This is a genomic window from Roseibium sp. (genome assembly GCF_965233565.1).
In the GTDB taxonomy this organism is placed as follows: domain Bacteria; phylum Pseudomonadota; class Alphaproteobacteria; order Rhizobiales; family Stappiaceae; genus Roseibium.
In genome coordinates this window covers 2,304,549-2,325,760 of the sequence record NZ_OZ247494.1, presented here as the reverse complement: position 1 = coordinate 2,325,760, position 21,212 = coordinate 2,304,549, and the positions used below count along the sequence as shown (strand labels likewise).

The following is a 21,212-nucleotide window of genomic DNA, read 5'->3' as shown; positions in this document are numbered from 1 at the left end:
ATAGACAGAGAAAAGGCGGGCCCGTCCGGGCCCGCCTTTTTGCATGTTGGCGTTTGTCTACTTGATTGACGGCAGGGGCTGGGTCTCGACCACGGGCACCGGGGCCGGGACCGGGTCGGATGTCGCCACTTCGATCACGTAATTCTGGAAGGGATCGTTTTCAGTCGGACCGAGACGCAGGTCCCAGGTGTTGAACTCCGGCATGATGCGCGGGATCGGGTCCGGGCGCTCTTCTACGATCGAAAAATGCTGCGGGGCCAGCCGGCCGATATTGGCGAGCAGGAAGAAGTCGGCAATGCGTGCATCATACCGGGCACGCACATAATCGACCTGGCTGAGCAGCAGTTCGCGTTCGCCATCCAGAACGTCCAGAAGCGAGCGCTGGCCGCTGTCGAATTCCACCTGCAGGCCCTTGACGGCGCGGCGGTTGGCTTCGATTGCCCGCTTGCCTGCTTTGGCGCGCAGACGGGAGGCCGCCCGCTGCTTCATCGCCCGGATGACGTTCTCGCGAATGATCTGCTGCGTGTCGTCCAGTTCATACTCTTCCTGCGCCGCCGTGAACTTGGCTTCTCTGACGGAAGCAATGTTGCGCCCGCCAGTGAAGAATGGCGCGGTGACCCGAACGCCGAAGCGCCAGTCTTCCTCGTCCCGGTTGCCCAGATTGCCGCGATAGCCGTTTTCCCATTCGCTTTCGAGCGTGACGCGCGGCAGCATGTCGCCGACGGCGGCCCGGGCGGCGTAGCGGGCAGCCCGTGCGTCGTTGGTCGCAGCCCGGATGGACGGGTTGTTCTGATAGGCGACCGTGATGGCGTCGTCGAGCCCGGTTGGTTCGATGGATTTCGGAATGCCTGGCCAACCGAGCTTGCCGGGTTTCTGACCGGTCAGGCGTTCGTAAAGAGCCTCGGAGGCTTCCAGGTCACCAACGGCCTGGTCCGAATTGCCCTGGGCTTCGGCAAGGCGGGCAAGGGCCTGCTCGATATCGGTGCGCGTGGCATCGCCGGACTTGTATCGGGCTCGTGCCGCGTTGACTTCCTTCTGAACCACGTTGGTATAGGCCCGCAGCCGGGCGAGAATGGCCCGGTCCCGGCAGACGCGCAGAAACGCATCGGCCGTGTTGAACAGGAGGGTTTGCTCCACTCCGATCAGCTGGTTGCGGCCGGAATTGGCTTCTTCGTGCGCCTGGTTCAACCGGTTGACGCCGGCAAAGCCCTGGAACAGCGTCTGCGACATGGAGACGCCGAGCTCGTGGAAGAAGGCGCGGTCACTGGTGCCGCTGCGCGTTTCAAAGGCGTTGTGTTCACCGAGATAGGTTCCGGTCACGGTCGGCAGGAATTCCGACCGGGCGGTCCAGATGCCTTGGTTGGTTGCCTGGTATTTCGACCGTTCGGCTTTCAGGGCGGGGTTGATGGCATAGGCGGCCGCCATGGCCTCTTCCAGAGACTGGGCTGCGGCAGGAACACTGGCAATGGACAGGCTGACAAAAGATGCGCCCGCCAGAAGTCCGGCAAGATGAGATCGGGCGATGTGCATCAGCTTTTTTGTGGCAAAGAAGGTCGTCATTGCAGCACCTGTTTGTTGTCTGCACTTACGGTAAATTTTTATAGTTAATCAAAGGTAAGTCGTTGGTGAGAATTATGGTTAATATCTATTAGTAATTACCCAGGGGAATATTTAATATTACTACCTCAATTAAATATTGGTATTTATAACAGGGTGTAAAGAAACAATGATTGTCACCTTGGCGCTGATGCGATCAGCTTCCCGTTCTTTGTAGACTGTCCTGTTTCTTTTTTATCTGTGACGCAAGCACATGTTTTCCAAAAAGGAAGCCTTGTACTTGCCGGCAGCCTGCTTCTTTCAGGAATTCCAGCTGCCGTTCTGTTTCAACACCTTCCGCGATCACTGGAATTCCAAAACTGTGTCCGAGCAGAATCGCGGACCGTAAGATTGCCCTTGCGTGCGGATTGGTCTCCAAAGACTGGGTAAAGGCGCGGTCGACCTTGATCTTGTCGAAAGGGAACGCCTGGAGAGTGTTCAGCGACGAATATCCCTTGCCGAAATCGTCCATGGCAACCCTGACGCCCATCTTGCGCAGGGACAGGATGGTTTCGTGAACCCTTTCATGGTCCTCAATGGGCGTGGATTCGGTCAGCTCGATCTCAAGACGCTCCGCCGGCAGGCCGGTCTTGATCAGCACGGTGGAGACAAGTCCGGCAAAGTCGCTGCGCGAAAACTGCAACGGGGATGCGTTGACCGCCAGGGAAACCGGTTCGGCCCAATTGGCCGCTTCGGCGCAGGCCGCTTCCAGGACCCAGTTGCCGATGTCCAGAATGATGCCCGAGCGCTCCGCGATCGGAATGAAATCCTCCGGGGCGATTGGTCCTTTTTCCGCGTGGCGCCAGCGCACCAGTGCCTCGTAGCCGATCAGGGAGCCCGTTTTGGTGAGATTCTGTTTCTGGAACACCAGGCTCAGCTGGTTCTCCAGGGTGGCGTTGCGCAGGTCGGAGGCCAGGCTGGTCTCCCAGCGATTGGATTCCTCCATGCCGGTGACATAGGGCTGAATGAGATTGCCGCCGATGGATTTGGCCTGTTTGGCTGCCAGGTTCGCCCGTTGCACCAGTTTCGTCAGATCATTGCCGTCTCTTGGAAACACCGCCAGGCCGATACTGGAGCGGATGGACAGGCGGTAGGACCGCCACTGGATCGGCCGTCGGGCGAGCGAGCGGACCAGCCGGGCAAATTCGACAGCCTCGTCCTCTGAATTGAGAGAGGGATTTATGATCAGGAACTCGTCGCCGTAGAAGCGGCTGATGAAAACTTTTTCGCTGAGGTTGTTCTTGAGCGTCTCCGCCATGCTGCACAGTACCATGTCGCCGACTTCGTAGCCGTGAAGGTCATTGATCGCCTTGAACTGGTCCAGGCTGATCAGCACCACAGAGCAGATCTTGCCGTTCTGGTCGGCCTTTTTCAGAAGATCGGCGGCAACCTTCTGCACATAATGACGGTTCGGCAGATGGGTCAGCGAGTCCTGCAGCGAGAGATGCTGATAGGCCCGGCGCGCGGCTTCCTTTCGTTCCTTCTCCAGTTCACAGCCTGTTGCCGCAAGGGCGGCGCAGAGCGCGCAGATCAGGATCGCCACGCTGATCATCTGGCCTTCGGTAAGCAGGCCTGTCTCGGGCAGTTGACCGAGCTTGCTGGCGAAGGCGTCAGGCACCGGCATGGACAGATGCAGGGTCACGACTGCCAGAAACAGAAACAGTGTCGCACTCAACAGGGCGCGTCTTGATCGCAGTTGCGGGACGAAACTGAGGGCGATGGCCCCCAGACAGGCGCTCAGCAGCAGGGACCACAAGCTGAAGCCGGCGCCATTGCTGTCAGCGCCCGCGATCACATGGGCAGCGGAGGTGGTCATGCCCATGACCGCAACGGTCAGCCCGAGGACGATACCGCCAAATTCGGGCGCCAGTCGAATGTCCCGTTTGGTGGAGAGTGCAAATCCGGCGAACACCCCGGCAAATGTGACTGCCAGTGCCAACAGGGCCGTGGGCAATCTGAAGCCTTCATCTGCGGGCAGAACCATTGCGGCGAGGGCAATGATGTGAGCGGCCCAGATCGCAGATGCGCCGATCAGCGCAGACCAGACCAGCCAGATCAATCGTGTCCTGCTGGCGTCCCGATGAGCTTTGGAAAGCAGATAAAGTGAAAACGCGCTTCCGCCGAGGCAAACCACAACGGAAAGCAGGAGAAGAGCAAAATTATGCTCAGTACTCAGTCCTGCTGCAACACGTTCCATAGAAGCCCCCGCCAACGGATGCTTCCATCAAAGCGTAAAAAACATAACAAACAGTATTTTAGACGGGAATTTTTTGCCTATGTCTTTGAGTTTTAATTGATATTGTGGGAAATGACATGGCCTGTTACGAGATCTAGGCCTCGGTTACTGTCAATTTTGACCGGGCCGGTGCGTAAAGGCAGGCAAGGCCCAGGATCAGCCCGGAAATGGTGGCGATCATTCCGGCGGCACTGACGGCATGTTCGCTGCCGAGCCAAAGGGGCCCGTAACCTGCCAGCACATAACCCGCAATGGCGGAGCCTGCGCCAAAGAAGATGCTCCAGGCCAGCTGGCTCTCAAGCCTGTTGGTCATCAGGCGCGCGGCGGCAGGCGGGCAGATGAACATGGCGATCACGATGATGGAGCCAACGGCGTCGAACGCGGCCACGGCTGCAACGGCCGACACGATGACCAGGCCGAATCCGAGCGTTTTTACCGGGACACCAAGCGTGCGTGCATAACCTTCATCGAACGTGGAGATCTTCAGGACACGCCAGAAAAGCGCGGTCAGGATCAAAATAATCAACGTGGTCAACGCCATGCGTGTCAGTTCCGGGGGAAGATCGGCGAGCGCGACCGGATCAACCAGCGACTCCCAGCCTGTGGCCGACAGCCAGATCAGGCTTTCGAGATTGCCGTAAAGCGCATGCTCGACGTCAAGATGGACCGAACTGGTATCCGTCTGCTCCAGAAGCAGCACGCCGGCTGCGAAGAGCGTGGTGAAGGTGACGCCCATGGCGGCGCCGGTCTCAATGCGGCCGAGGCGGCGGATCGCTTCAATCATGACAACAGCGACGACGGCGGCCCCGGCTGCGCCGAGCATCATCGGCCAGGTCGAGATCGTGCCGGTGAGCAGGAACGCGGCGACGATACCCGGCAGCACCACATGGGAAATGGCATCGCCGATCAAAGCCTGTTTGCGCAACAGCAGAAAGTTGCCCGGGACCGCGCAGGCGATGGCCGCGAGCAGGCCGATCAGGATGGGGGTGAGGCTCAATTGTACAAATTCGGCGCCCATGGCGTTTCCTCAGGCCTTGACCGGGGCGGGGGTGCCCAGGGCGGTGTCAATGTCGCGGATCTGGTCCGCCGTCAGGACGGCTTCAATCGGGGTCAAACCATCATAGCTGGCAAAGATCGCCTCATCCTGAATGATCTGCCGTGCCTTGGCCCAGCGGGCTTCGTCGAGCACGGTTTTGGCTGCTGCAGCCCGCCCCTTGTCGGTGGCGACGAGGTCGTCACGCAGATACCCGGCGCGGCGCATGATCTTCTGGGTCAGGCGTTCGTGTATGGTCTCGCCCCGGGCGAGCGCGCTCAGTCCCTGGTGCAGATGCACATCGACCTGGAATTTCCGGTGGCGCAGGTAGGCGGCCAGAACACCACGCTTGGGGGACAGCAGTAGCGACACGACGAAAAAAGCGAAGTTGACCAGCACAATGATCGGACCGGTCGGCACGTTTGGTGCGGCAGCGGAGAGCGCCGTGCCGACATAACCGGCCAAACCGCCCACGACAGCTGCGATGACCAGCAACCGGTCCGAGCGATCCGTCCAGAACCTGGCGGACACCGACGGGATGATCAGCGAGGAGACGATCAGGATCAGACCGACAAGCTTGAGGCCGACCACGGTCACCATCATCACCACGGTCATCATGGCAAGGTCGATCAGCCGGACCGGTACGCCGGAGGCGCCGGCATATTCCGGGTCGAAGGCCACCAGTGTCATGGGGCGTCTGAGCAGCACCACGATTGCCGTGGACAGCGCGCCGCCGAGCGCAATGATGACCGCATCCTGAAACAGCATGCCGGCAGTCGAGCCCAGCAGAAATCCCTCCAGGCCGGCCTGCTTGCCGCTCGACAGGGTCTGAATGACGGTCAGCAGGACAACGCCAAATCCGAAAAACACCGACAAAACGGCGCCGATTGCGGCATCTTCACTGAGGCGGGTGCGACGGGTGATCCAGTCGACGGTCAGAAGACCCAGTCCGGCGGTAACGGCGGACCCAAGCAGAAGGCCCGGCAGATTGCGGCCGTCACTGCCCAGGAACACCATCAGCATGAAGGCAATGCAAACGCCGGGCAGAGTGGCGTGGGCGACCGCATCGCTGACCAGCGTGCGCTTGCGCAGGAACATGAAACAGCCGGCGCAGCCGCCGGCCATGCCAAGCAGCGTGGCGCCGATGGCCACAAGCGCGGCGTTGTAGCCGGCCTGAAAGGTGAGGGCCCCCAGGAACGCGGCCAAGAAATCGGGAAGCATGGCTCAGTCCAGTTTGAGCTGATCGATATGGGCTGTTGCGAGCCGGCCGCCATAAGTGTCGTGCAAAACCGGACCGGTAAAGGTCGTTGCAACAGGTCCTTCCGCGATCTTGCGGATGTTCAGCATGAGCACATGATCGAAATAGTCGGTGACGGTCGCCAGGTCGTGATGCACGCAGACCACGGTCTTGCCCGCCGCCTTGAGCGACTTCAGGACGTCGATGATCGCCTTTTCGGTGGCGGCGTCCACACCGGCGAAGGGTTCATCCAGGAGGTAGAGATCGGCCTCCTGGGCCAGCGCCCGGGCGAGAAAGACGCGTTGCTGCTGTCCGCCTGACAGCTGGCCGATCTGCCTGTCCGCAAAATCGGCCATTCCGACCCGTTCCAGGCAGTCCAGGGTCTTCTTTTTGTGGGAGGGGCGCAGCCAGCCGAGCAGGCCGAGCTGGCGGAATTGTCCCATTGTGACCACGTCGTGGACGCGGGTCGGAAAATCCCAGTCGACGGAGGCTCGCTGCGGCACATAGGCAATGGCACTGCGCATGGTCTCCAGCGGTTTGCCGCTGACAAAGGCCGAGCCGGACAGACGCGGTACAATTCCGAGCACGGCCTTCAGGAAGGTCGACTTGCCGGCGCCGTTGGGGCCGATAATGGCCGACATGCTGGCCTTCGGAACAGTCGCATCGACGGAAAAGACCGCGGGCTTGGTGCCGTAGGACACCGTCAGCCCCTTTACCAGAAGGGCGCTCTTGTCCAGCCCGGCAGCCGGCTCAGCCGGGCTGCCGTCCAGGGTTGCAAGTTCAGGGCCGGATTGGGCCGCCATGGTCATTACATCGTCTCCGCCAGCTGGCCCAGACGGCCTTTTTCGGGTGCCTCGCCGCCAAGAGCGCGGGTAATCGTCGTGGCATTGTGGTCGATCATTCCCAGATACGTGCCTTCATAGGTTCCCGGTTCACCCATTGCATCAGAGTAAAGCGATCCACCGATCACAACCTCGTGGCCCTTTGCCGCAGCCCCTTCGATCAGGGCGCGAATGCTGCGGTCGGAAACGGAAGACTCCACGAAGACCGCATTGATCTTGCGATCCACGAGCAGGTCAACCAGTTCGGCAACGCGGTGCAGGCCGGCCTCGCTCTGGGTCGAGATGCCCTGGATGCCGATAACTTCGAAATCATTGGCCTTGCCGAAATAGTTGAAGGCATCATGTGCGGACACAAGAACGCGGCTTTCCTTGGGGACCGTTGCCAGGGCCTCGACAGCGAAAGCATTCAGCGCCTCGATTTCTTCCAGATACGACGCCGTGCTCGCTTCGAACGCGGCGCGCTGGTCCGGACGCACCTCGATCAGGGCATCGCGGATGGCGGTCACAACATGCTGCCAGCGGGCAGGATCCATCCAGACATGCGGATCGAACTTGTCGGCGTAGTCGTCATGGCTGATCAGCAGATCTTTCGGCATGGCTTCGGCAACGGCGACCACATTGCGGGTCTTGCCGAGCTTTTCGAAAAAGCCCTCCATCTGAGCTTCCAGGAAGAGGCCGTGCCACAGGATCAAATCCGCCTTGGTCATCGCAACAATGTCGGAACGCGTCTGGCGATAGGCATGCGGATCAACGCCCGGCCCCATCAGTGCACGCACCTCAATGGCGTCGCCGCCGATCTGCCTGGCGGCATCTGCAATCATGCCGGTTGTTGCGACAACCTGTAACTTGTCTTCCGCGGCGGCGACCTGCGGCAAGCTGACGGCAAGGGTTGCAGCGGCGAAGGCGCCTGCCGCGGCGGACAAGAGCTGGCGGCGGGAAGCAGAGAAAATCCTGTGAAACATGGAACTGACAATCGACCCTGTTTGAGATTGCTTTTGCGAATGAGTTGCAACAATAATGCTTTTAAGAATGATTTGCAAGAAGTCATTCGATTGATTTCCCGGTGCAGATCTGACGTCGGGTCCAGCAACGATACCGTAATTTTTGACAATATTTTTTTCTATGAGGCGAAATTGAAATTTGACTGAAAAATCAAGGCCTCAGGAGTTTGTCAGAGCAAATTGCCGGTCAATCTTGCCGTCACGGAAGGGGTTTTGATAAAATTCTAAAGATATTGTTAGCGATACGGCATTTATTTTGCTTTCAAAACAGGCCGGCCGCGTCGGGAGCATGACTTCCTGCGTTCAGAACAAGGTGCCGGCTACGCTTAGGAGCGTGCGGGACAATGCAATCTGCATATATTCACATCAGGAGACTGGGTGCATCCCGCGATGTCATCGAAAGCCAAATCCACACGCGTCGACAACGCTTATGACCGTCTGAAATCGGAAATCCTGAAAGGGGAGCTGCCTCCCGGGTTTCAGGCCCCGGAACCGGATATTGCCAATCGGCTCGGCATGAGCCGAACGCCCGTTCGGGAGGCGCTGATCCGTCTGGAAGCCGATGGGCTGGTCGGTCTGGTGCCGCGCCGCGGCGCCAAGGTGCTGCCAATCTGCAGCCGGGACATTTGTGAGATCTATCAGATCCTGTCTGCGCTCGAGGCCCTGGCAGTGCGCTCTGCCGCTGGCAAGAAGATCGAAAGCTCGGCGACCGGCGCAATCCGGGACCTGCTCGACCAGTCGGATGAGGTTCTGAAACAGGGCGATATCGAAGGCTGGGCCGTGCTGGACGACCGGTTTCACCGGTGGATGGCGAGCGTTAGCGGCAACAGGCGCCTGGAGGCCGAGATCGGCGGGTTCCTGGACCAGATCTATCGGGCGAACAATGTTCTGCTGCGGCTCAACAAGGCGCCGGCCGCCAACGCGGCCGACCACCGCAAGATTTATGAGGCGATCCTGGCAGGAGATGCGGAGCTGGCGGCAGAAACCGCAAGCGTGCATCGTCTGAACGGTCTCAGCCGGATGAAGAGCCTTCTTGAGACCTGTGGTCTGTCTCAGGTCTGATCCGCTTGCAAGAATGGTTGATGAAGAAAGGCGCTTTGCGTTTCGGTCAGGCCGGGGCCGGGCCGGTTGACTGGCCGATAATCAGCTCCGCGTCGAGATGAAGCGAGGCCGGTTTGGCGAGCGGATCGGCAATCATGTTGAGCAGCAGCTCGGCTGCCTTTTGGCCCGCATAGCGCACCGAGGACCGGGTGCAGGTGAATATCGGCACTTCGCCGCTGTTGGGCAGGAAGGACAGGGCGTCGTCATGGGTGATGATTGAAATGTCCTTGCCGGCCCTGAGGCCGCATTGGCCAACCGCGCGGGCCACACCGATCGCGGAAATCATCGATGAGACGAGGAATGCGGTCGGTGGATTGTCGCTTTTCAGCATGTCCATCGCGTTGTCGCAGCCGAAGGGCTCGGTCATGTCAGCGCTTCGCATCAGTTGCGGATCGGGTGTCAGGCCCCGGGCGATCAAGGCTTCCTCGAACCCCTTGCGCCGCCGCCGGGCAAAATCCATATGTTCCAGCCCGTTCAGGAGCGCGATCCGCTTGTGGCCGAGATCGAGCAGCAGGTTGGCTGCGCGCTCGAAGGCGCGCCGGTTGTTCATGTCGATCCAGGAGGTTTCCTCCTCGGCGCCCGGAATGCGTCCGTGAACAACAAAGGGCAGATTGAGCTGCTGCAACAGCTTGTGGCGCTGCTCGTCATGGCCCGGGCCATGAATGATGACGCCGTCGGCCTTCTTGCGCGAGGCGATCTGGCGATAGGCGTCTTCTTCCTTGTCGTCCTCGACCACGGAGATGATCATGTCGTAGCCGTGCCCGGAATAGGTCTCACCGGCGCCTGCGATGAACTCCAGGAAGATCGGGTTCATCATCTCGTGAATTGAGCGCGGTATCACATGGCCGATGGCCATGGCGCGGCCGGTGGCAAGGCGCCGTGCCTGGCTGTTGGGAGCATAGCCAAGGCGCTCGGCCATTTCGGTGACACGCTTGCGTGTGTCTTCGCTCACCTCGGGGTAGCCGTTGAGCGCGCGGCTGACGGTTGTCTGCGACAGCTTGAGGCGCTGCGACAGTTCTTTCAGGTTTATGCCATTGCTCATATTGCCCAAAACGCTTTGAAAGCGTTCCTCCCGATAGGCTGTTATTGAAATGCAACAATAATTGGCGAGTTGTATGCTTGACAAGTCCGTTTTGGATCGACATGGTTAGGGCGAAATCCAAAGCGGTTTGGATGACCGGTTCTGGCAGAATTGCTGATCATACCTAGAGGATGGGTATTGCTGCCAGGTGGTGAGGTATGCCACTTTAAATGGAGTGTCCCAGCATAGGGACAATCTGGGAGGACTGACATGAAAACACGTTTGATGGCCTGTGCCGCAGGCCTGGCACTGTCTGTGGGCTTTGGCATGAGCACTGCCATGGCCGCCGACCTGAAATTCACGCCGGGCGAAGGCCCGTTCAACTGGGACAGCTACAACGCCTGGGCGGAAAAGGCGCCTGACCTGAAGGGGCAGACCGTGACCATCGCCGGTCCGTGGCTGCAGCCGGAAGACGGCTACTTCCGCAATGTGCTGGCCTATTTCTCCGAAGCCACCGGCGCGGAAGTGATCTATACCGGCTCCGATTCCTTCGAGCAGCAGATCGTGATTGACGCCGAAGCCGGCGCAGCTCCGAACATCGCCGTCTTCCCGCAACCGGGTCTGGCCGCCGACATGGCCGCCCGCGGTCTGCTGACGCCGCTTCCGGACGGCATGGCCGACTGGGTGGCCGACAATTACGGCGCCGGCGAAAGCTGGGTCAACCTGGGAACCTACAAGGACAAGGACGGCGCGGACCAGCTCTACGGCTTCTTCTACAATGTCAACGTGAAGAGCCTTGTCTGGTACGTTCCGGAAAACTTCGAGGATGCCGGCTACGAAGTGCCGACCACCATGGAAGAGCTGAAGGCGCTGACCGAGCAGATCGTCGCAGATGGTGAAACGCCGTGGTGCATCGGTCTTGGTTCCGGCGCTGCCACCGGCTGGCCGGCGACCGACTGGGTGGAAGACCTGATGCTGCGCACCCAGCCGGCCGATGTCTACGACCAGTGGACCAAGAACGAAATTCCGTTCGACGACGAGCGCGTTGTTGCCGCCATCGAGGAATTCGGCTGGTTCGCACGGGACGATGCCAAGGTTGCCGGTGGTGCCGGCGCTGTCGCATCCACCGACTTCCGCGACAGCCCGAAGGGCATGTTCTCCTCGCCGCCGCAGTGCTACCTGCACCGCCAGGCGTCCTTCGTTCCGGCATTCTTCCCGGATGGTGTTGAATTCGGCACGGATGTCGACTTCTTCTACTTCCCGGCCTATGCCGAAAAAGACCTCGGAAGCCCGGTTCTCGGCGGTGGTACGCTGATGGCGATCACCAACCCGTCGGACGCGACCAGCGAACTGATGAAGTTCTTCGAGCTGCCGATCTCGCATGAAGTGATGATGGCGCAGACTGGCTTCCTGACGCCGCACAAGGGTGTCAACCCGCAGGCCTACAAGGACGACACGCTGCGCGGTCAGGGTGAAATCCTGGTCAATGCCAGCACCTTCCGCTTCGACGGATCCGACCTGATGCCAGGCGGTGTCGGTGCCGGCACGTTCTGGACCGGCATGGTCGACTATACCGGCGGCAAGGATGCCAAGGCCGTGGCCGAGGAAATCCAGAAGAGCTGGGACGCTCTGAAATAATCCTCCAGATGGCCGGTTCTCTTCGGGGAGCCGGCCGTTTTTCTGAAGGACCGGCGCAGGCGCCGAAAAACAACAAAATCACGTCCAAAATCTGAAGTTCCTCAAGACAGGGGTGTGTCCGGTCCGCCGGGCGCGTCCGATAATCAAACGGGAGGGAACGGCCATGTTCACGGACAACCCGGCCTTGTTGGGTCTGTTCACCATCGTCTTTGGCGTTGGGGCATGCTTAGGGTATTTTTTCTTTTCGAATGTCATCCTCGACAAGGTGATCTTTCCTGCCAGGGGGCCGAACGCGGGGAAGAACATCAACCGCGCCAACATGGTGCGTCCCTGGTTGTTCCTGTTTCCGGCCATCTTCGCACTGACGCTCTATCTCGCCTACCCGGTGTTCGAGACCCTGCGCCTGTCGCTGACCGACCGGTCGCTGGACGGGGCATTCGTCGGGTTCGAGAACTATCGCAAGATGATGAACGAGTCGAAGTTCTGGGAAGCGGTGCGCAACAACATGCTCTGGCTGATCGTAGTGCCGGCGGCGTCCACCGCATTCGGCCTGCTGGTCGCGCAGCTCACCGACCGCATCCGCTGGGGCAACCTGGCGAAGTCTCTCATCTTCATGCCGATGGCGATTTCCTTTGTCGGCGCCTCGGTGATCTTCAAGCTGATCTACGACACTCGTCCGGCTGATCAGAACCAGATCGGCGTGCTCAATCACGTCTGGCTCAAGTTTGACGGCGGCATCGGGTCAATCCTGATGCTGCAGGTCCTGCCGACGCTGCTCTATCTCGCCTTTGCCGGCATCGTTGCCTATGTCGCCTGGCTGTTTGCCAAGGACATCATTGCCAAGGGTCAGGACCGCTCGCCCTGGCTGTTGCCGCTCCGCCTGCTGGTGGCCGTGGCCGGTGTTTGGCTGGTCTGGCTTTCCGTCAGTTCCGCGGTTGGCGTCTGGATCGTCGAACTGCCTTACGGCGAGCCTCAGACCTGGCTGACGCTGCCCTTCTGGAACAACTTCTTCCTGATGGTGGTCCTGATCTGGATCCAGACCGGCTTTGCCATGGTCATTCTTTCCGCGGCCCTGCGCGGCATTCCGGAAGAAACCGTGGAGGCCGCCATCGTTGACGGCGCCAATCCGTTCCAGATCTTCTTCAAGATCAAGGTGCCGCAGATCATGGGTACCATCGTTGTGGTCTGGACCACGATCACGCTGACCGTTCTGAAGGTCTTCGACATCGTCTTTGCCATGACCAACGGCCAGTGGGAAACCCAGGTTCTGGCCAACTACATGTATGACAAGCTCTTCCGGGGCCTGGATTGGGGAGTGGGCTCGGCAAGCGCGATCATCATCATGCTTCTGGTCACACCGATTCTCGTCTGGAACGTCTACAACGCCCGGAAGGAGATGAAATAATGTCGAACATCGTCGGCAAAAAATCCGGGCTAACCTGGGCCGTTCAGATCTCCGTCGCTGCCCTGGTACTGCTGTGGCTGTTTCCGACCGTGGGCCTGTTCGTGTCGTCCTTCCGCTCCGCGGACCAGATTTCCAGCTCGGGCTGGTGGGCGGCCCTGTTCCCGTCGCAGCAGAACGAGGTTTATCGCACGAGTGATCCGGACGACACGCGGGTTGCCGAAGGCGACCGGTTCGTGGTGACGGGCAACATCTTCGAAGGCGCTCCGCGCGACATTCTCGCCTGGGGTGTGTCCTCGCGGAATATCGATGCCTTTCAGCCCGGCGATACGGCCGAGATGAAGGACGGTGAAACCGTGACGCTGCAGCCGGACGGCAGTTATGTCTGGAGCGGCAACGACAAGCAGATCTCCGGCCGGGGGCAGCGCATCTTCATCACCGCGACCGTGCCGCCGGAATTCTCACTTCAGAACTATGAAACAATTCTCTTTTCCGGATCGGGCCAGGACAACATGGCCAAGGCGTTCTTCAACACGCTGACCGTGACCATTCCGGCGACGATCATACCGATCGTGATCGCGGCCTTTGCCGCCTATGCGCTCGCCTGGATGGACTTCCCCGGCCGCGCGCTGTTGATCGCGGCTGTCGTGGCCCTTCTGGTGGTTCCATTGCAGTTGGCGCTCATTCCGCTTCTGAACTTGCACGGCGATGTTGCCGAGCTGGCGGTTGCTGCCCTCGGGACGCCTGATCCGGGGAACCTCAGAACGCTTGCAGAGCCAAATGCGCTTGGCAGGCTACTGGGGTTTGAACCTGGAGATTCGGTCAGCGCCAAAGGCTATCTTGGTGTTTGGATGGCACATACGGCCTTCGGCATGCCGCTGGCGGTCTATCTCTTGCGCAACTACATGGTCGGTCTGCCTCGGGACATCATCGAGAATGCCAAGGTCGACGGGGCGACGGATTTTCAGATCTTCACCCGGATCATCCTGCCGCTCAGTTTTCCGGCACTCGCCTCCTTTGCGATCTTCCAGTTCCTGTGGACCTGGAACGACCTGCTGGTGGCCAAGGTGTTCCTGATCGACGCGACCGGATCCACCACCGTCATGACCAACCAGATCGTCGAGCTGCTCGGAACGCGCGGCGGTAACTGGGAAATCTTGGCGACGGCCGCCTTCGTTTCGATCGCGGTGCCGCTGGCCGTCTTCTTCCTGATGCAGCGCTATCTGGTGCGGGGTCTCCTCGCAGGATCGGTCAAATAACATGAACAAGATCAAGAATTGGGAGCAGCCGGCATGACCTCCTTGTCTCTGAAAGGCGTCTGCAAGTCCTACGGCACCGTCGAGGTTCTGCGGAACATCAATCTGGAAATCGAACCGGGCGAGCTGATCGTCTTTGTCGGTCCCTCGGGCTGCGGAAAGTCGACGCTCCTGCGCATGATTGCAGGGCTGGAAAAGATCACCGGCGGAACGCTGGAAATCGACGACATGGTCGTCAATGACGTGCCTCCGGCGCAACGCGGCATTGCCATGGTGTTTCAGTCCTACGCGCTCTATCCGCATATGACGGTCTACGACAACATGGCGTTCGCGCTGAAGCTGGCCGGCAAGTCCCGCGACGAGATCGACACGGCCGTGCGGGCGGCGGCGGACCGGCTGCAGCTGACGCAATATCTGGACCGTCTGCCGAAGGCATTGTCCGGCGGCCAGCGCCAGCGTGTTGCAATCGGCCGGTCGATTGTGCGGGACCCGAAGGTGTTCCTCTTCGACGAGCCGTTGTCGAACCTGGATGCGGCCCTGCGTGTCGCTACCCGGATCGAGATCGCGCAGCTGAAGGAAAGCATGCCCGACAGCACGATGATCTACGTCACCCACGACCAGGTGGAGGCCATGACGCTGGCCAGCCGGATCGTTGTCTTGCATGGCGGCGATGTCGAGCAGTTCGGCGCTCCGTTGGATCTTTACGAGCGCCCGGCCAACACGTTCGTTGCCCAGTTCATCGGTTCACCGGCGATGAACCTGGTCGAGGCCAAGGTCACGGCGACAGGCAGCCAGACATCGGTCGTCATGTCCGACGGCGGCCATGCAGATGTGCCGATCGCCTCACAGGACAGCGACAAGGACCAGACGGTCAAGCTGGGCGTGCGCCCGGAAGACCTGACTGTGACGGAGAGCGACGACTATCTGGTATCCGCGGAAGTGGAGATCATCGAGGCGCTTGGCGAAACCACCGTGCTTTACTTCAAGGCGCAAAACGGTGGCGCGCCGCTGATCGCCAAGTTGCCGGGCATTCACAAGATCTCCCGTGGCACCACGATCCGCCTGACCGCGGCCCCGGAAAAACTGCATCTCTTCGACGGCAACGGGAAGTCATTCCTGTACCGGTAACAAGGCGGTTCTCCGACTTGCGTGAATCTGGCCTGTCTCCAGATTCAGATCTTGCATCCTCCCCTTCTCGAAAGAGGGGGGAGGCGGCCTGACCCTTGATGTCGGCCCGTCCAACAGCCAGTTCATTATCTGATGATCCTTTGACATCCGGCCTGCACCCTGCATAGCTGAAGGGGCAGCAGGGACCATTCGTTTGGGCCAGCGGAGCCTGTCGATTGATGCTGGGTGCATTGTCTTGAAGGGCATTGCAAAGACCAGCTGCCGATCCTGTCAGCAGGGCCGGGTGCTTGATCCGGCATGCGCGTCAAACGTGTTTTTGTCCTGATTGCACACGTTTTCCGAAAAACCTCTTCCACCAAATTCACTATTGTCACATCATGTTCATATGAGCGTCGAATAACGTTCATATGAACATGATTTAACCGGGCTTCGAAGTCAGGCTCTTTCGAGTCAACACCGGGCCCTTGAAAACAACCAGCCTTCGGGTCTTCCGAAGCAGGTGAGACGATGTCGGATCCAAAGAATATGCTTGGGCAGATAGATATTTCCAAACGCCAGGCCGAGATTGCCGATCTGGTGCAAAAGGCCGGGTTTGCTTCCGTCGAGGAGCTTGCCGAACGGTTCGATGTGACCACCCAGACCATCCGCCGCGATGTGAACGGCCTGTGCGAACTCGGCATATTGCGCCGTACCCATGGCGGTGTGGAGCCGCCGGCGCCGGCCTCGAACATCCATTATTCCACCCGGCAGATCCTCAATCTCGCCGAGAAGCAGCAGATCGCAAATCTGGTTGCCGGGCATGTCGAGAACAATCAGTCCATCGCATTTTCGATCGGCACCACGCCGGAAATCGTCATGCAGGCGCTGACCGGGCATGACAAGCTTGCCGTCTTTACCAACAATCTGAATGTTGCCTTTTCCGCGTCCACCAATCCCTCCTTTCAGGTCACGATCGCCGGTGGTCGTCTGCGCCACGGCGACAGGGATGTCCTGGGCTCGGCGGCCCAGGCATTCTTTGCCAATTACAAGGTTGATGTCGGTATTTTCGGCGTGGCGGGTGTCGATGAAGACGGCACGCTGCTCGACTTTCATGAAGACGAGGTGGCCGCGCGCCAGTCGATCCTTGCCAATTGCCGAAAATCCTATCTGGTGCTCGACCACAGCAAGTTCGGCCGCAGCGCCCATGTCCGCGGCGGACGTCTGGAAGAGGTCGACGCGATCTTCACGGACAGGCCGGTTCCGGCCAGCTTTCTGGAAAGCCTGAAAGGATCGAAGACGGAAGTCTTCGTGGCCGAACAGGAGGGCAGGGGGTGAAGGCCAACGTCTTCCAGGAAAGCTCGGGCAAGCCGATCACACTCGACGCCGTATCGCGTGTCTGGGGTGAGACCGTTGCAGTGGACGCCGTGTCGATCGACATCCCGGCCGGGTCCTTCACGGCGTTGCTTGGCCCATCCGGCTGTGGCAAGTCGACGACCTTGCGCATGATTGCCGGCCTGGAAAACGTCAGCAGCGGCAAGATCCTGATTGGGGGCGAAGACGTGACGGCACGGCCGTCGTCGAAACGGGACCTTTCCATGGTGTTCCAGTCCTACGCGCTGTTTCCGCATCTGAGCGTCGCCGAAAACATCATCTTTGGTCTCAAGGTGCGCAGGGTCGGCAGCGCGGATCGCGATGAACGCCTGAAGAAAGTCGCCGATCTGCTTGGCCTCAGCCAGCTGCTTGACCGCAAGCCCGGACAGCTGTCCGGCGGCCAGCAGCAGCGCGTTGCGCTGGGACGGGCGATTATCGGCGAAAAGCCGATCTGCCTGATGGACGAGCCGCTGTCCAACCTTGATGCCAAGTTGCGCCATGAAATGCGGGTGGAGATCCGGGCACTGCAGCAGCAGCTCGGGTTTACCATGGTCTATGTCACCCATGACCAGGTGGAAGCGATCACCATGGCGGACCAGGTCGTTCTTCTGAACAAGGGGCGGCTGGAGCAGGTCGCAAGCCCTCGGGATCTTTACGAGAAGCCCGCCAATCCGTTTGCGGCCCGCTTTATCGGTACGCCGCCCATGAATCTGTTCCCGGCCAATGCCTTCAAGAAACTGAGTACTGCGCCCGACTTTCAACTAGGCGTGCGACCGGAAGCCATGCATGCGCAAGAGGGTGGGCCGCTGCGTGCCGAGATCCGGACCGTTGAATATCTTGGCGCCGACATTCTGGCGGACTGCGCAGTCGCCGAAACTTCATTTCAGGTGCGCCTGCCGACCGGCAAATCCGTGACGCCGGGCGACCGGATCGAGCTCGGTTTCGCGCCGGACGCCCTTCACGTTTTTGATGCCGATACCGGTGGCCGCCGGGACGACCTTGTTTCCGAATTTGGAGCGCTGTTGCACTCCTGACCAGCTGTGCGTGCCAGCGCAGACCGACCGCCCCGGGCGGATGTTCAAATCTTAGGAACCAAACTGATGTTGAAGTCCACTTTCCTGAAAGCCGTTGCTGCAACGGCGCTTTCCCTCAGCACCTGGGCCTCTGCTCAAGCTGTTGATCTGCAATTTTATTTCCCGGTCGCCGTTGGCGGCAAGGCCGCTGATACCATCCAGGAGCTGACGGCAGAATATGTCGCCCAGAACCCGGATGTGAACATTGATGCCGTCTATGCCGGCTCCTACCAGGACACCGTTGCCAAGGCGATCACCGCGTCCCGTGGCGGCAACCCGCCGCAGCTCTCCGTGATCCTCTCGGTCGACATGTTCACCCTGATCGATGAAGACCTGATCGTTCCTTTCGACGACTACCTCTCCACCGAGGAAGACAAGAAATGGATCGAAGGTTTCTACCCGGCATTCATGGAAAACAGCCAGACCGGCGGCAAGACCTACGGCATCCCGTTCCAGCGTTCTACGCCGGTTCTTTACTGGAACAAGGAAGCCTTCAAGGCAGCCGGCCTCGATCCGGATGTTGCTCCGGCAACCTGGGAAGAAATGGTCGAATTCGGCAAGAAGCTGGTGAAGAAAGACGACAGCGGCAACGTCACCCAGTGGGGCGTGCGTATTCCGTCTTCCGGTTTCCCGTACTGGCTGTTCCAGGGCCTGGCCATCGAAAACGGTGCGATCCTGGCCAATGCCGAAGGGAACAAGACCAACTTTGACGATCCGAAAGTGGTCGAGGCCCTGCAGTATCTGGTTGACCTGTCCACCAAATACGACGTCATGGCACCGGGCATCATCGAATGGGGCGCAACCCCGAAGGCCTTCTTCGAGGGCCAGACCGCAATGATGTGGACCTCCACCGGCAACCTGACCAACGTGCGCACCAATGCTCCGTTCGACTTCGGCGTCGCCATGTTGCCGATGAAAGAACAGCGCGGCGCTCCGACGGGAGGCGGCAACTTCTATCTGTTCAAGGGTGCATCCGATGAACAGAACAAGGCTGCTGTCGAATTCGTCAAGTGGATCACCGCTCCGGAACAGTCCGCCAAGTGGACCATTGCCACCGGTTATGTCGCTCCACGCGCCGAGACCTGGGAAACCGAAACGATGAAGGCCTATACCGCCGACTTCGCTCCGGCCCTGGTTGCCCGTGACCAGCTGGAATTCGCCAAGGCCGAGCTGTCGACCTACCAGAACCAGCGTGTCACCGGCCTCTTCAACGATGCCCTGGCTGCTGCCATCACCGGCAAGAAAGACCCGGCGACGGCGCTGAAGGAAGCCCAGGCACAGGCTGACGAGATCCTGGCAGAATACCGCTAGGATCTCCGAAAAGGGCGGTGCGCCGGTTTCCCACCCCGGCGCACCGTCTTTTTGTTCTCCCGTCCTTTTCCCTTTCTTCAATTGCTGAACACGTGGCGCCGATGCGGGACCTCACACTCAAACGCGACTGGATCTATGGCTGGCTGCTGCTGTTGCCGGCACTGGTGTTCCTGTTTGCCTTCACCCATATTCCCGCGGTCACGACCTTTCTGAACAGCTTCTTTTCAACGCCGCGCGGACGCCGCCCGGCCAAGTTCATCGGTATCGACAATTACGAGCGCATGATCGGCGACCCGGTGTTCTGGAAGGTGCTCTGGAACAATCTCTGGTACGCCCTTGGCACGATCCCGCTGTCGGTCGGCCTTGCGATCGTCATGGCACTCTGGGTCAACGAGAAGCTGGCCGGACGCAGCTTCGTGCGCATGGCCTATTTCACGCCGACGGTGCTGCCGCTGATTGCGGTCGCCAATATCTGGATGTTCTTCTATACGCCCGGCTTCGGCTTGTTCGACCAGATCACCGGCGCGCTGTTCGGCTGGCCGGCCTCCAACTATCTCGGCAATCCGGACACGGCACTGAATGCGATCATCGTGGTGACCATCTGGAAGGAGGCCGGCTTCTTCATGATCTTCTACCTGGCGGCCCTACAGGCAATCCCCGTGACACTGAAGGAAGCGGCGCAGATCGAGGGTGCCGGGCGCTGGACCATCTTCTGGCGGATCACCTTTCCGCTGCTAATGCCGACCACCCTGTTCGTCTGCGTCAATGCGGTGATCAATTCTTTCCGCCTGGTCGACCATATCTTCATCCTGACCGATGGCGGGCCGGACAACGCCTCCGCACTGCTGCTCTTCTACATCTATGAAGTTGCGTTCCGCTTCTGGGAAACGGCCTATGGGGCGACGCTGACCGTTGCCCTGCTGGTGCTGCTGTCGCTGCTCGCGATCGGCCAGTTCTTCTTCTTCGACCGCAAGGTGCATTACAAATGACCGGCGCCGGCCTTGATCTTGACAAGCTGCTGAACACGCTGGCCGCCTGGGTGCTGGCGCTCCTGTGGGTGCTGCCGCTTGCCTATGCGGTCTGGACCGCGTTTCATCCGGCCGCCTATGAGGCGCGGTTCGAGCTGTTTGCCCCGCTGACACTGGAGAATTTTTCCAAGGCCTGGGAGGCGGCGCCGTTTGCCCGGTACTTTCTCAACACCTTCCTTCTGGTGAGCATGATCCTGGCCGGGCAATTCTTCCTCTGCACGCTTGCTGCCTTTGCCTTTGCCAGGTTCCAGTTTCCGGGTCGCACTATCCTCTTCACCCTGGTGCTGCTGCAGCTGCTGGTCATGCCGGACATCCTGATGGTGGAAAACTATCAGACCATGCGGCTCCTGAATCTCGTCGACACGATCCCGGCCATCGCACTGCCCTATATCGCATCCGGCTTCGGGATCTTTCTGTTGCGCCAGACCTTCATGACGATCCCCAGGGAGCTGGATGAAGCGGCCCGGATCGAAGGGGCTTCCTTTCTGGGGGTGCTCTGGAAGGTCTATATTCCACTTGCCAAGCCCACCTATCTTGCCTATGGCCTTGTCTCGGTCAGCCACCACTGGAACAATTTCCTCTGGCCGCTGATCGTCACCAATTCGGTGGATACGCGGCCCGTTACGGTCGGGCTCAGCATCTTCTCGGCGATTGACAGTGGTATCGAATGGTCGGTGATCAACGCGGCCACACTGATGACATCCGGTCCGCTCCTGATCGCGTTTCTGCTTTTCCAGCGCCAGTTTGTGCAGAGCTTCATGCGCGCCGGCATCAAGTAATCCGAAAATTTTTCTCCGAGCCGGGAAGAGCGGCTTTCTGCGGGTTTGAACCTGTGGGGCAGGTGGCCAAACCGCTTTGGCAATTGCCTTGCGCCTTTGGTCGTGTTTCGCGTTTCAGACATTCTATGCTAATGGATTTAAATCCCGGATTTCTGCGGGATTTTCGCCTTAAGTTTTTCC

Annotated in this window: 17 protein-coding genes; 10 read left to right on the top strand and 7 right to left on the bottom strand. The window is 59.8% G+C overall.

All coding sequences use genetic code 11. The features are described from left to right. Nucleotides 1-57 precede the first annotated feature (57 nt). The 6 genes from ACO6TG_RS10660 to ACO6TG_RS10635 all read right to left on the bottom strand — a co-directional run bounded on the left by ACO6TG_RS10660 (nucleotide 58) and on the right by ACO6TG_RS10635 (nucleotide 7,906). On the bottom strand, nucleotides 58-1,560 hold the full coding sequence (locus ACO6TG_RS10660; RefSeq protein ID WP_422378156.1) for a TolC family outer membrane protein: 1,503 nt from the start codon (nucleotides 1,558-1,560) through the stop codon (nucleotides 58-60). Between the two features lie 193 nt (nucleotides 1,561-1,753). Further along, nucleotides 1,754-3,793: a putative bifunctional diguanylate cyclase/phosphodiesterase gene (locus tag ACO6TG_RS10655; RefSeq protein WP_422378155.1), complete on the bottom strand. Its 2,040-nt coding sequence runs from the start codon at nucleotides 3,791-3,793 to the stop codon at nucleotides 1,754-1,756. 133 nt (nucleotides 3,794-3,926) lie between these two features. Next, a complete protein-coding gene (locus ACO6TG_RS10650) occupies nucleotides 3,927-4,850 on the bottom strand; it encodes a metal ABC transporter permease (RefSeq protein WP_422378154.1) in 924 nt (307 codons plus the stop codon). 9 nt (nucleotides 4,851-4,859) lie between these two features. Further along, a complete protein-coding gene (locus ACO6TG_RS10645) occupies nucleotides 4,860-6,086 on the bottom strand; it encodes a metal ABC transporter permease (protein WP_422378153.1) in 1,227 nt (408 codons plus the stop codon). A 3-nt stretch (nucleotides 6,087-6,089) separates the two neighbouring features. Further along, entirely contained in the window at nucleotides 6,090-6,911 is an 822-nt protein-coding gene (locus ACO6TG_RS10640; RefSeq protein WP_422378152.1) for a metal ABC transporter ATP-binding protein, read from the bottom strand. Next, nucleotides 6,911-7,906, bottom strand: coding sequence for a metal ABC transporter solute-binding protein, Zn/Mn family (locus ACO6TG_RS10635; protein ID WP_422378151.1), 996 nt, complete (start codon nucleotides 7,904-7,906; stop codon nucleotides 6,911-6,913). The genes ACO6TG_RS10640 and ACO6TG_RS10635 overlap by 1 nt, the downstream gene beginning before the upstream one ends. A 429-nt stretch (nucleotides 7,907-8,335) precedes the next feature. On the opposite strand from ACO6TG_RS10635, the gene ACO6TG_RS10630 reads away from it, so the two are divergent. Beyond that, nucleotides 8,336-9,007, top strand: a complete 672-nt coding sequence (locus ACO6TG_RS10630; protein ID WP_422378150.1) for a GntR family transcriptional regulator — start codon at nucleotides 8,336-8,338, stop codon at nucleotides 9,005-9,007. Nucleotides 9,008-9,053: 46 nt separating this feature from the next. Here the strand turns inward: ACO6TG_RS10630 and ACO6TG_RS10625 are convergent, their stop codons facing one another. Next, a complete protein-coding gene (locus ACO6TG_RS10625; RefSeq protein WP_422378149.1) occupies nucleotides 9,054-10,088 on the bottom strand; it encodes a LacI family DNA-binding transcriptional regulator in 1,035 nt (344 codons plus the stop codon). 249 nt (nucleotides 10,089-10,337) lie between these two features. On the opposite strand from ACO6TG_RS10625, the gene ACO6TG_RS10620 reads away from it, so the two are divergent. The 9 genes from ACO6TG_RS10620 to ACO6TG_RS10580 all read left to right on the top strand — a co-directional run bounded on the left by ACO6TG_RS10620 (nucleotide 10,338) and on the right by ACO6TG_RS10580 (nucleotide 21,032). Then, nucleotides 10,338-11,705, top strand: coding sequence for an ABC transporter substrate-binding protein (locus ACO6TG_RS10620; RefSeq protein ID WP_094072366.1), 1,368 nt, complete (start codon nucleotides 10,338-10,340; stop codon nucleotides 11,703-11,705). Nucleotides 11,706-11,868: 163 nt separating this feature from the next. Continuing rightward, nucleotides 11,869-13,110, top strand: a complete 1,242-nt coding sequence (locus ACO6TG_RS10615) for a carbohydrate ABC transporter permease (protein WP_422378148.1) — start codon at nucleotides 11,869-11,871, stop codon at nucleotides 13,108-13,110. Continuing rightward, entirely contained in the window at nucleotides 13,110-14,366 is a 1,257-nt protein-coding gene (locus tag ACO6TG_RS10610; RefSeq protein ID WP_422378147.1) for a carbohydrate ABC transporter permease, read from the top strand. Before ACO6TG_RS10615 ends, ACO6TG_RS10610 begins: the two co-directional genes overlap by 1 nt. Before the next feature lie 33 nt (nucleotides 14,367-14,399). Then, nucleotides 14,400-15,491 carry an ABC transporter ATP-binding protein gene (locus ACO6TG_RS10605; RefSeq protein WP_094072363.1) on the top strand — a complete coding sequence of 364 codons (1,092 nt, stop codon included), beginning with the start codon at nucleotides 14,400-14,402 and terminating at the stop codon, nucleotides 15,489-15,491. Between the two features lie 507 nt (nucleotides 15,492-15,998). Next, the gene (locus ACO6TG_RS10600; RefSeq protein ID WP_422378146.1) at nucleotides 15,999-16,805 is read left to right on the top strand and encodes a DeoR/GlpR family DNA-binding transcription regulator; all 807 of its coding nucleotides are present in this window, start codon (nucleotides 15,999-16,001) and stop codon (nucleotides 16,803-16,805) included. Beyond that, nucleotides 16,802-17,875: an ABC transporter ATP-binding protein gene (locus ACO6TG_RS10595; RefSeq protein ID WP_422378145.1), complete on the top strand. Its 1,074-nt coding sequence runs from the start codon at nucleotides 16,802-16,804 to the stop codon at nucleotides 17,873-17,875. The genes ACO6TG_RS10600 and ACO6TG_RS10595 overlap by 4 nt, the downstream gene beginning before the upstream one ends. A 66-nt stretch (nucleotides 17,876-17,941) precedes the next feature. Next, nucleotides 17,942-19,225, top strand: coding sequence for an ABC transporter substrate-binding protein (locus ACO6TG_RS10590; protein ID WP_422378144.1), 1,284 nt, complete (start codon nucleotides 17,942-17,944; stop codon nucleotides 19,223-19,225). Between the two features lie 101 nt (nucleotides 19,226-19,326). Further along, a complete protein-coding gene (locus ACO6TG_RS10585) occupies nucleotides 19,327-20,214 on the top strand; it encodes a carbohydrate ABC transporter permease (RefSeq protein WP_422378143.1) in 888 nt (295 codons plus the stop codon). Continuing rightward, nucleotides 20,211-21,032, top strand: a complete 822-nt coding sequence (locus tag ACO6TG_RS10580) for a carbohydrate ABC transporter permease (RefSeq protein WP_422378142.1) — start codon at nucleotides 20,211-20,213, stop codon at nucleotides 21,030-21,032. The genes ACO6TG_RS10585 and ACO6TG_RS10580 overlap by 4 nt, the downstream gene beginning before the upstream one ends. Nucleotides 21,033-21,212 lie beyond the last annotated feature (180 nt).

Bases quoted from the DNA above. Each gene is read 5' to 3' on its own strand.
- ACO6TG_RS10660 (WP_422378156.1), bottom strand. From the start codon at position 1,560: ATGACGACCTTCTTTGCCACAAAAAAGCTGATGCACATCGCCCGATCT.
- ACO6TG_RS10630 (WP_422378150.1), top strand. From the start codon at position 8,336: ATGTCATCGAAAGCCAAATCCACACGCGTCGACAACGCTTATGACCGT.
- ACO6TG_RS10640 (WP_422378152.1), bottom strand. From the start codon at position 6,911: ATGACCATGGCGGCCCAATCCGGCCCTGAACTTGCAACCCTGGACGGC.
- ACO6TG_RS10590 (WP_422378144.1), top strand. From the start codon at position 17,942: ATGTTGAAGTCCACTTTCCTGAAAGCCGTTGCTGCAACGGCGCTTTCC.
- ACO6TG_RS10625 (WP_422378149.1), bottom strand. From the start codon at position 10,088: ATGAGCAATGGCATAAACCTGAAAGAACTGTCGCAGCGCCTCAAGCTG.
- ACO6TG_RS10585 (WP_422378143.1), top strand. From the start codon at position 19,327: ATGCGGGACCTCACACTCAAACGCGACTGGATCTATGGCTGGCTGCTG.
- ACO6TG_RS10580 (WP_422378142.1), top strand. From the start codon at position 20,211: ATGACCGGCGCCGGCCTTGATCTTGACAAGCTGCTGAACACGCTGGCC.
- ACO6TG_RS10615 (WP_422378148.1), top strand. From the start codon at position 11,869: ATGTTCACGGACAACCCGGCCTTGTTGGGTCTGTTCACCATCGTCTTT.
- ACO6TG_RS10610 (WP_422378147.1), top strand. From the start codon at position 13,110: ATGTCGAACATCGTCGGCAAAAAATCCGGGCTAACCTGGGCCGTTCAG.
- ACO6TG_RS10655 (WP_422378155.1), bottom strand. From the start codon at position 3,793: ATGGAACGTGTTGCAGCAGGACTGAGTACTGAGCATAATTTTGCTCTT.
- ACO6TG_RS10635 (WP_422378151.1), bottom strand. From the start codon at position 7,906: ATGTTTCACAGGATTTTCTCTGCTTCCCGCCGCCAGCTCTTGTCCGCC.
- ACO6TG_RS10645 (WP_422378153.1), bottom strand. From the start codon at position 6,086: ATGCTTCCCGATTTCTTGGCCGCGTTCCTGGGGGCCCTCACCTTTCAG.
- ACO6TG_RS10605 (WP_094072363.1), top strand. From the start codon at position 14,400: ATGACCTCCTTGTCTCTGAAAGGCGTCTGCAAGTCCTACGGCACCGTC.
- ACO6TG_RS10650 (WP_422378154.1), bottom strand. From the start codon at position 4,850: ATGGGCGCCGAATTTGTACAATTGAGCCTCACCCCCATCCTGATCGGC.
- ACO6TG_RS10600 (WP_422378146.1), top strand. From the start codon at position 15,999: ATGTCGGATCCAAAGAATATGCTTGGGCAGATAGATATTTCCAAACGC.
- ACO6TG_RS10620 (WP_094072366.1), top strand. From the start codon at position 10,338: ATGAAAACACGTTTGATGGCCTGTGCCGCAGGCCTGGCACTGTCTGTG.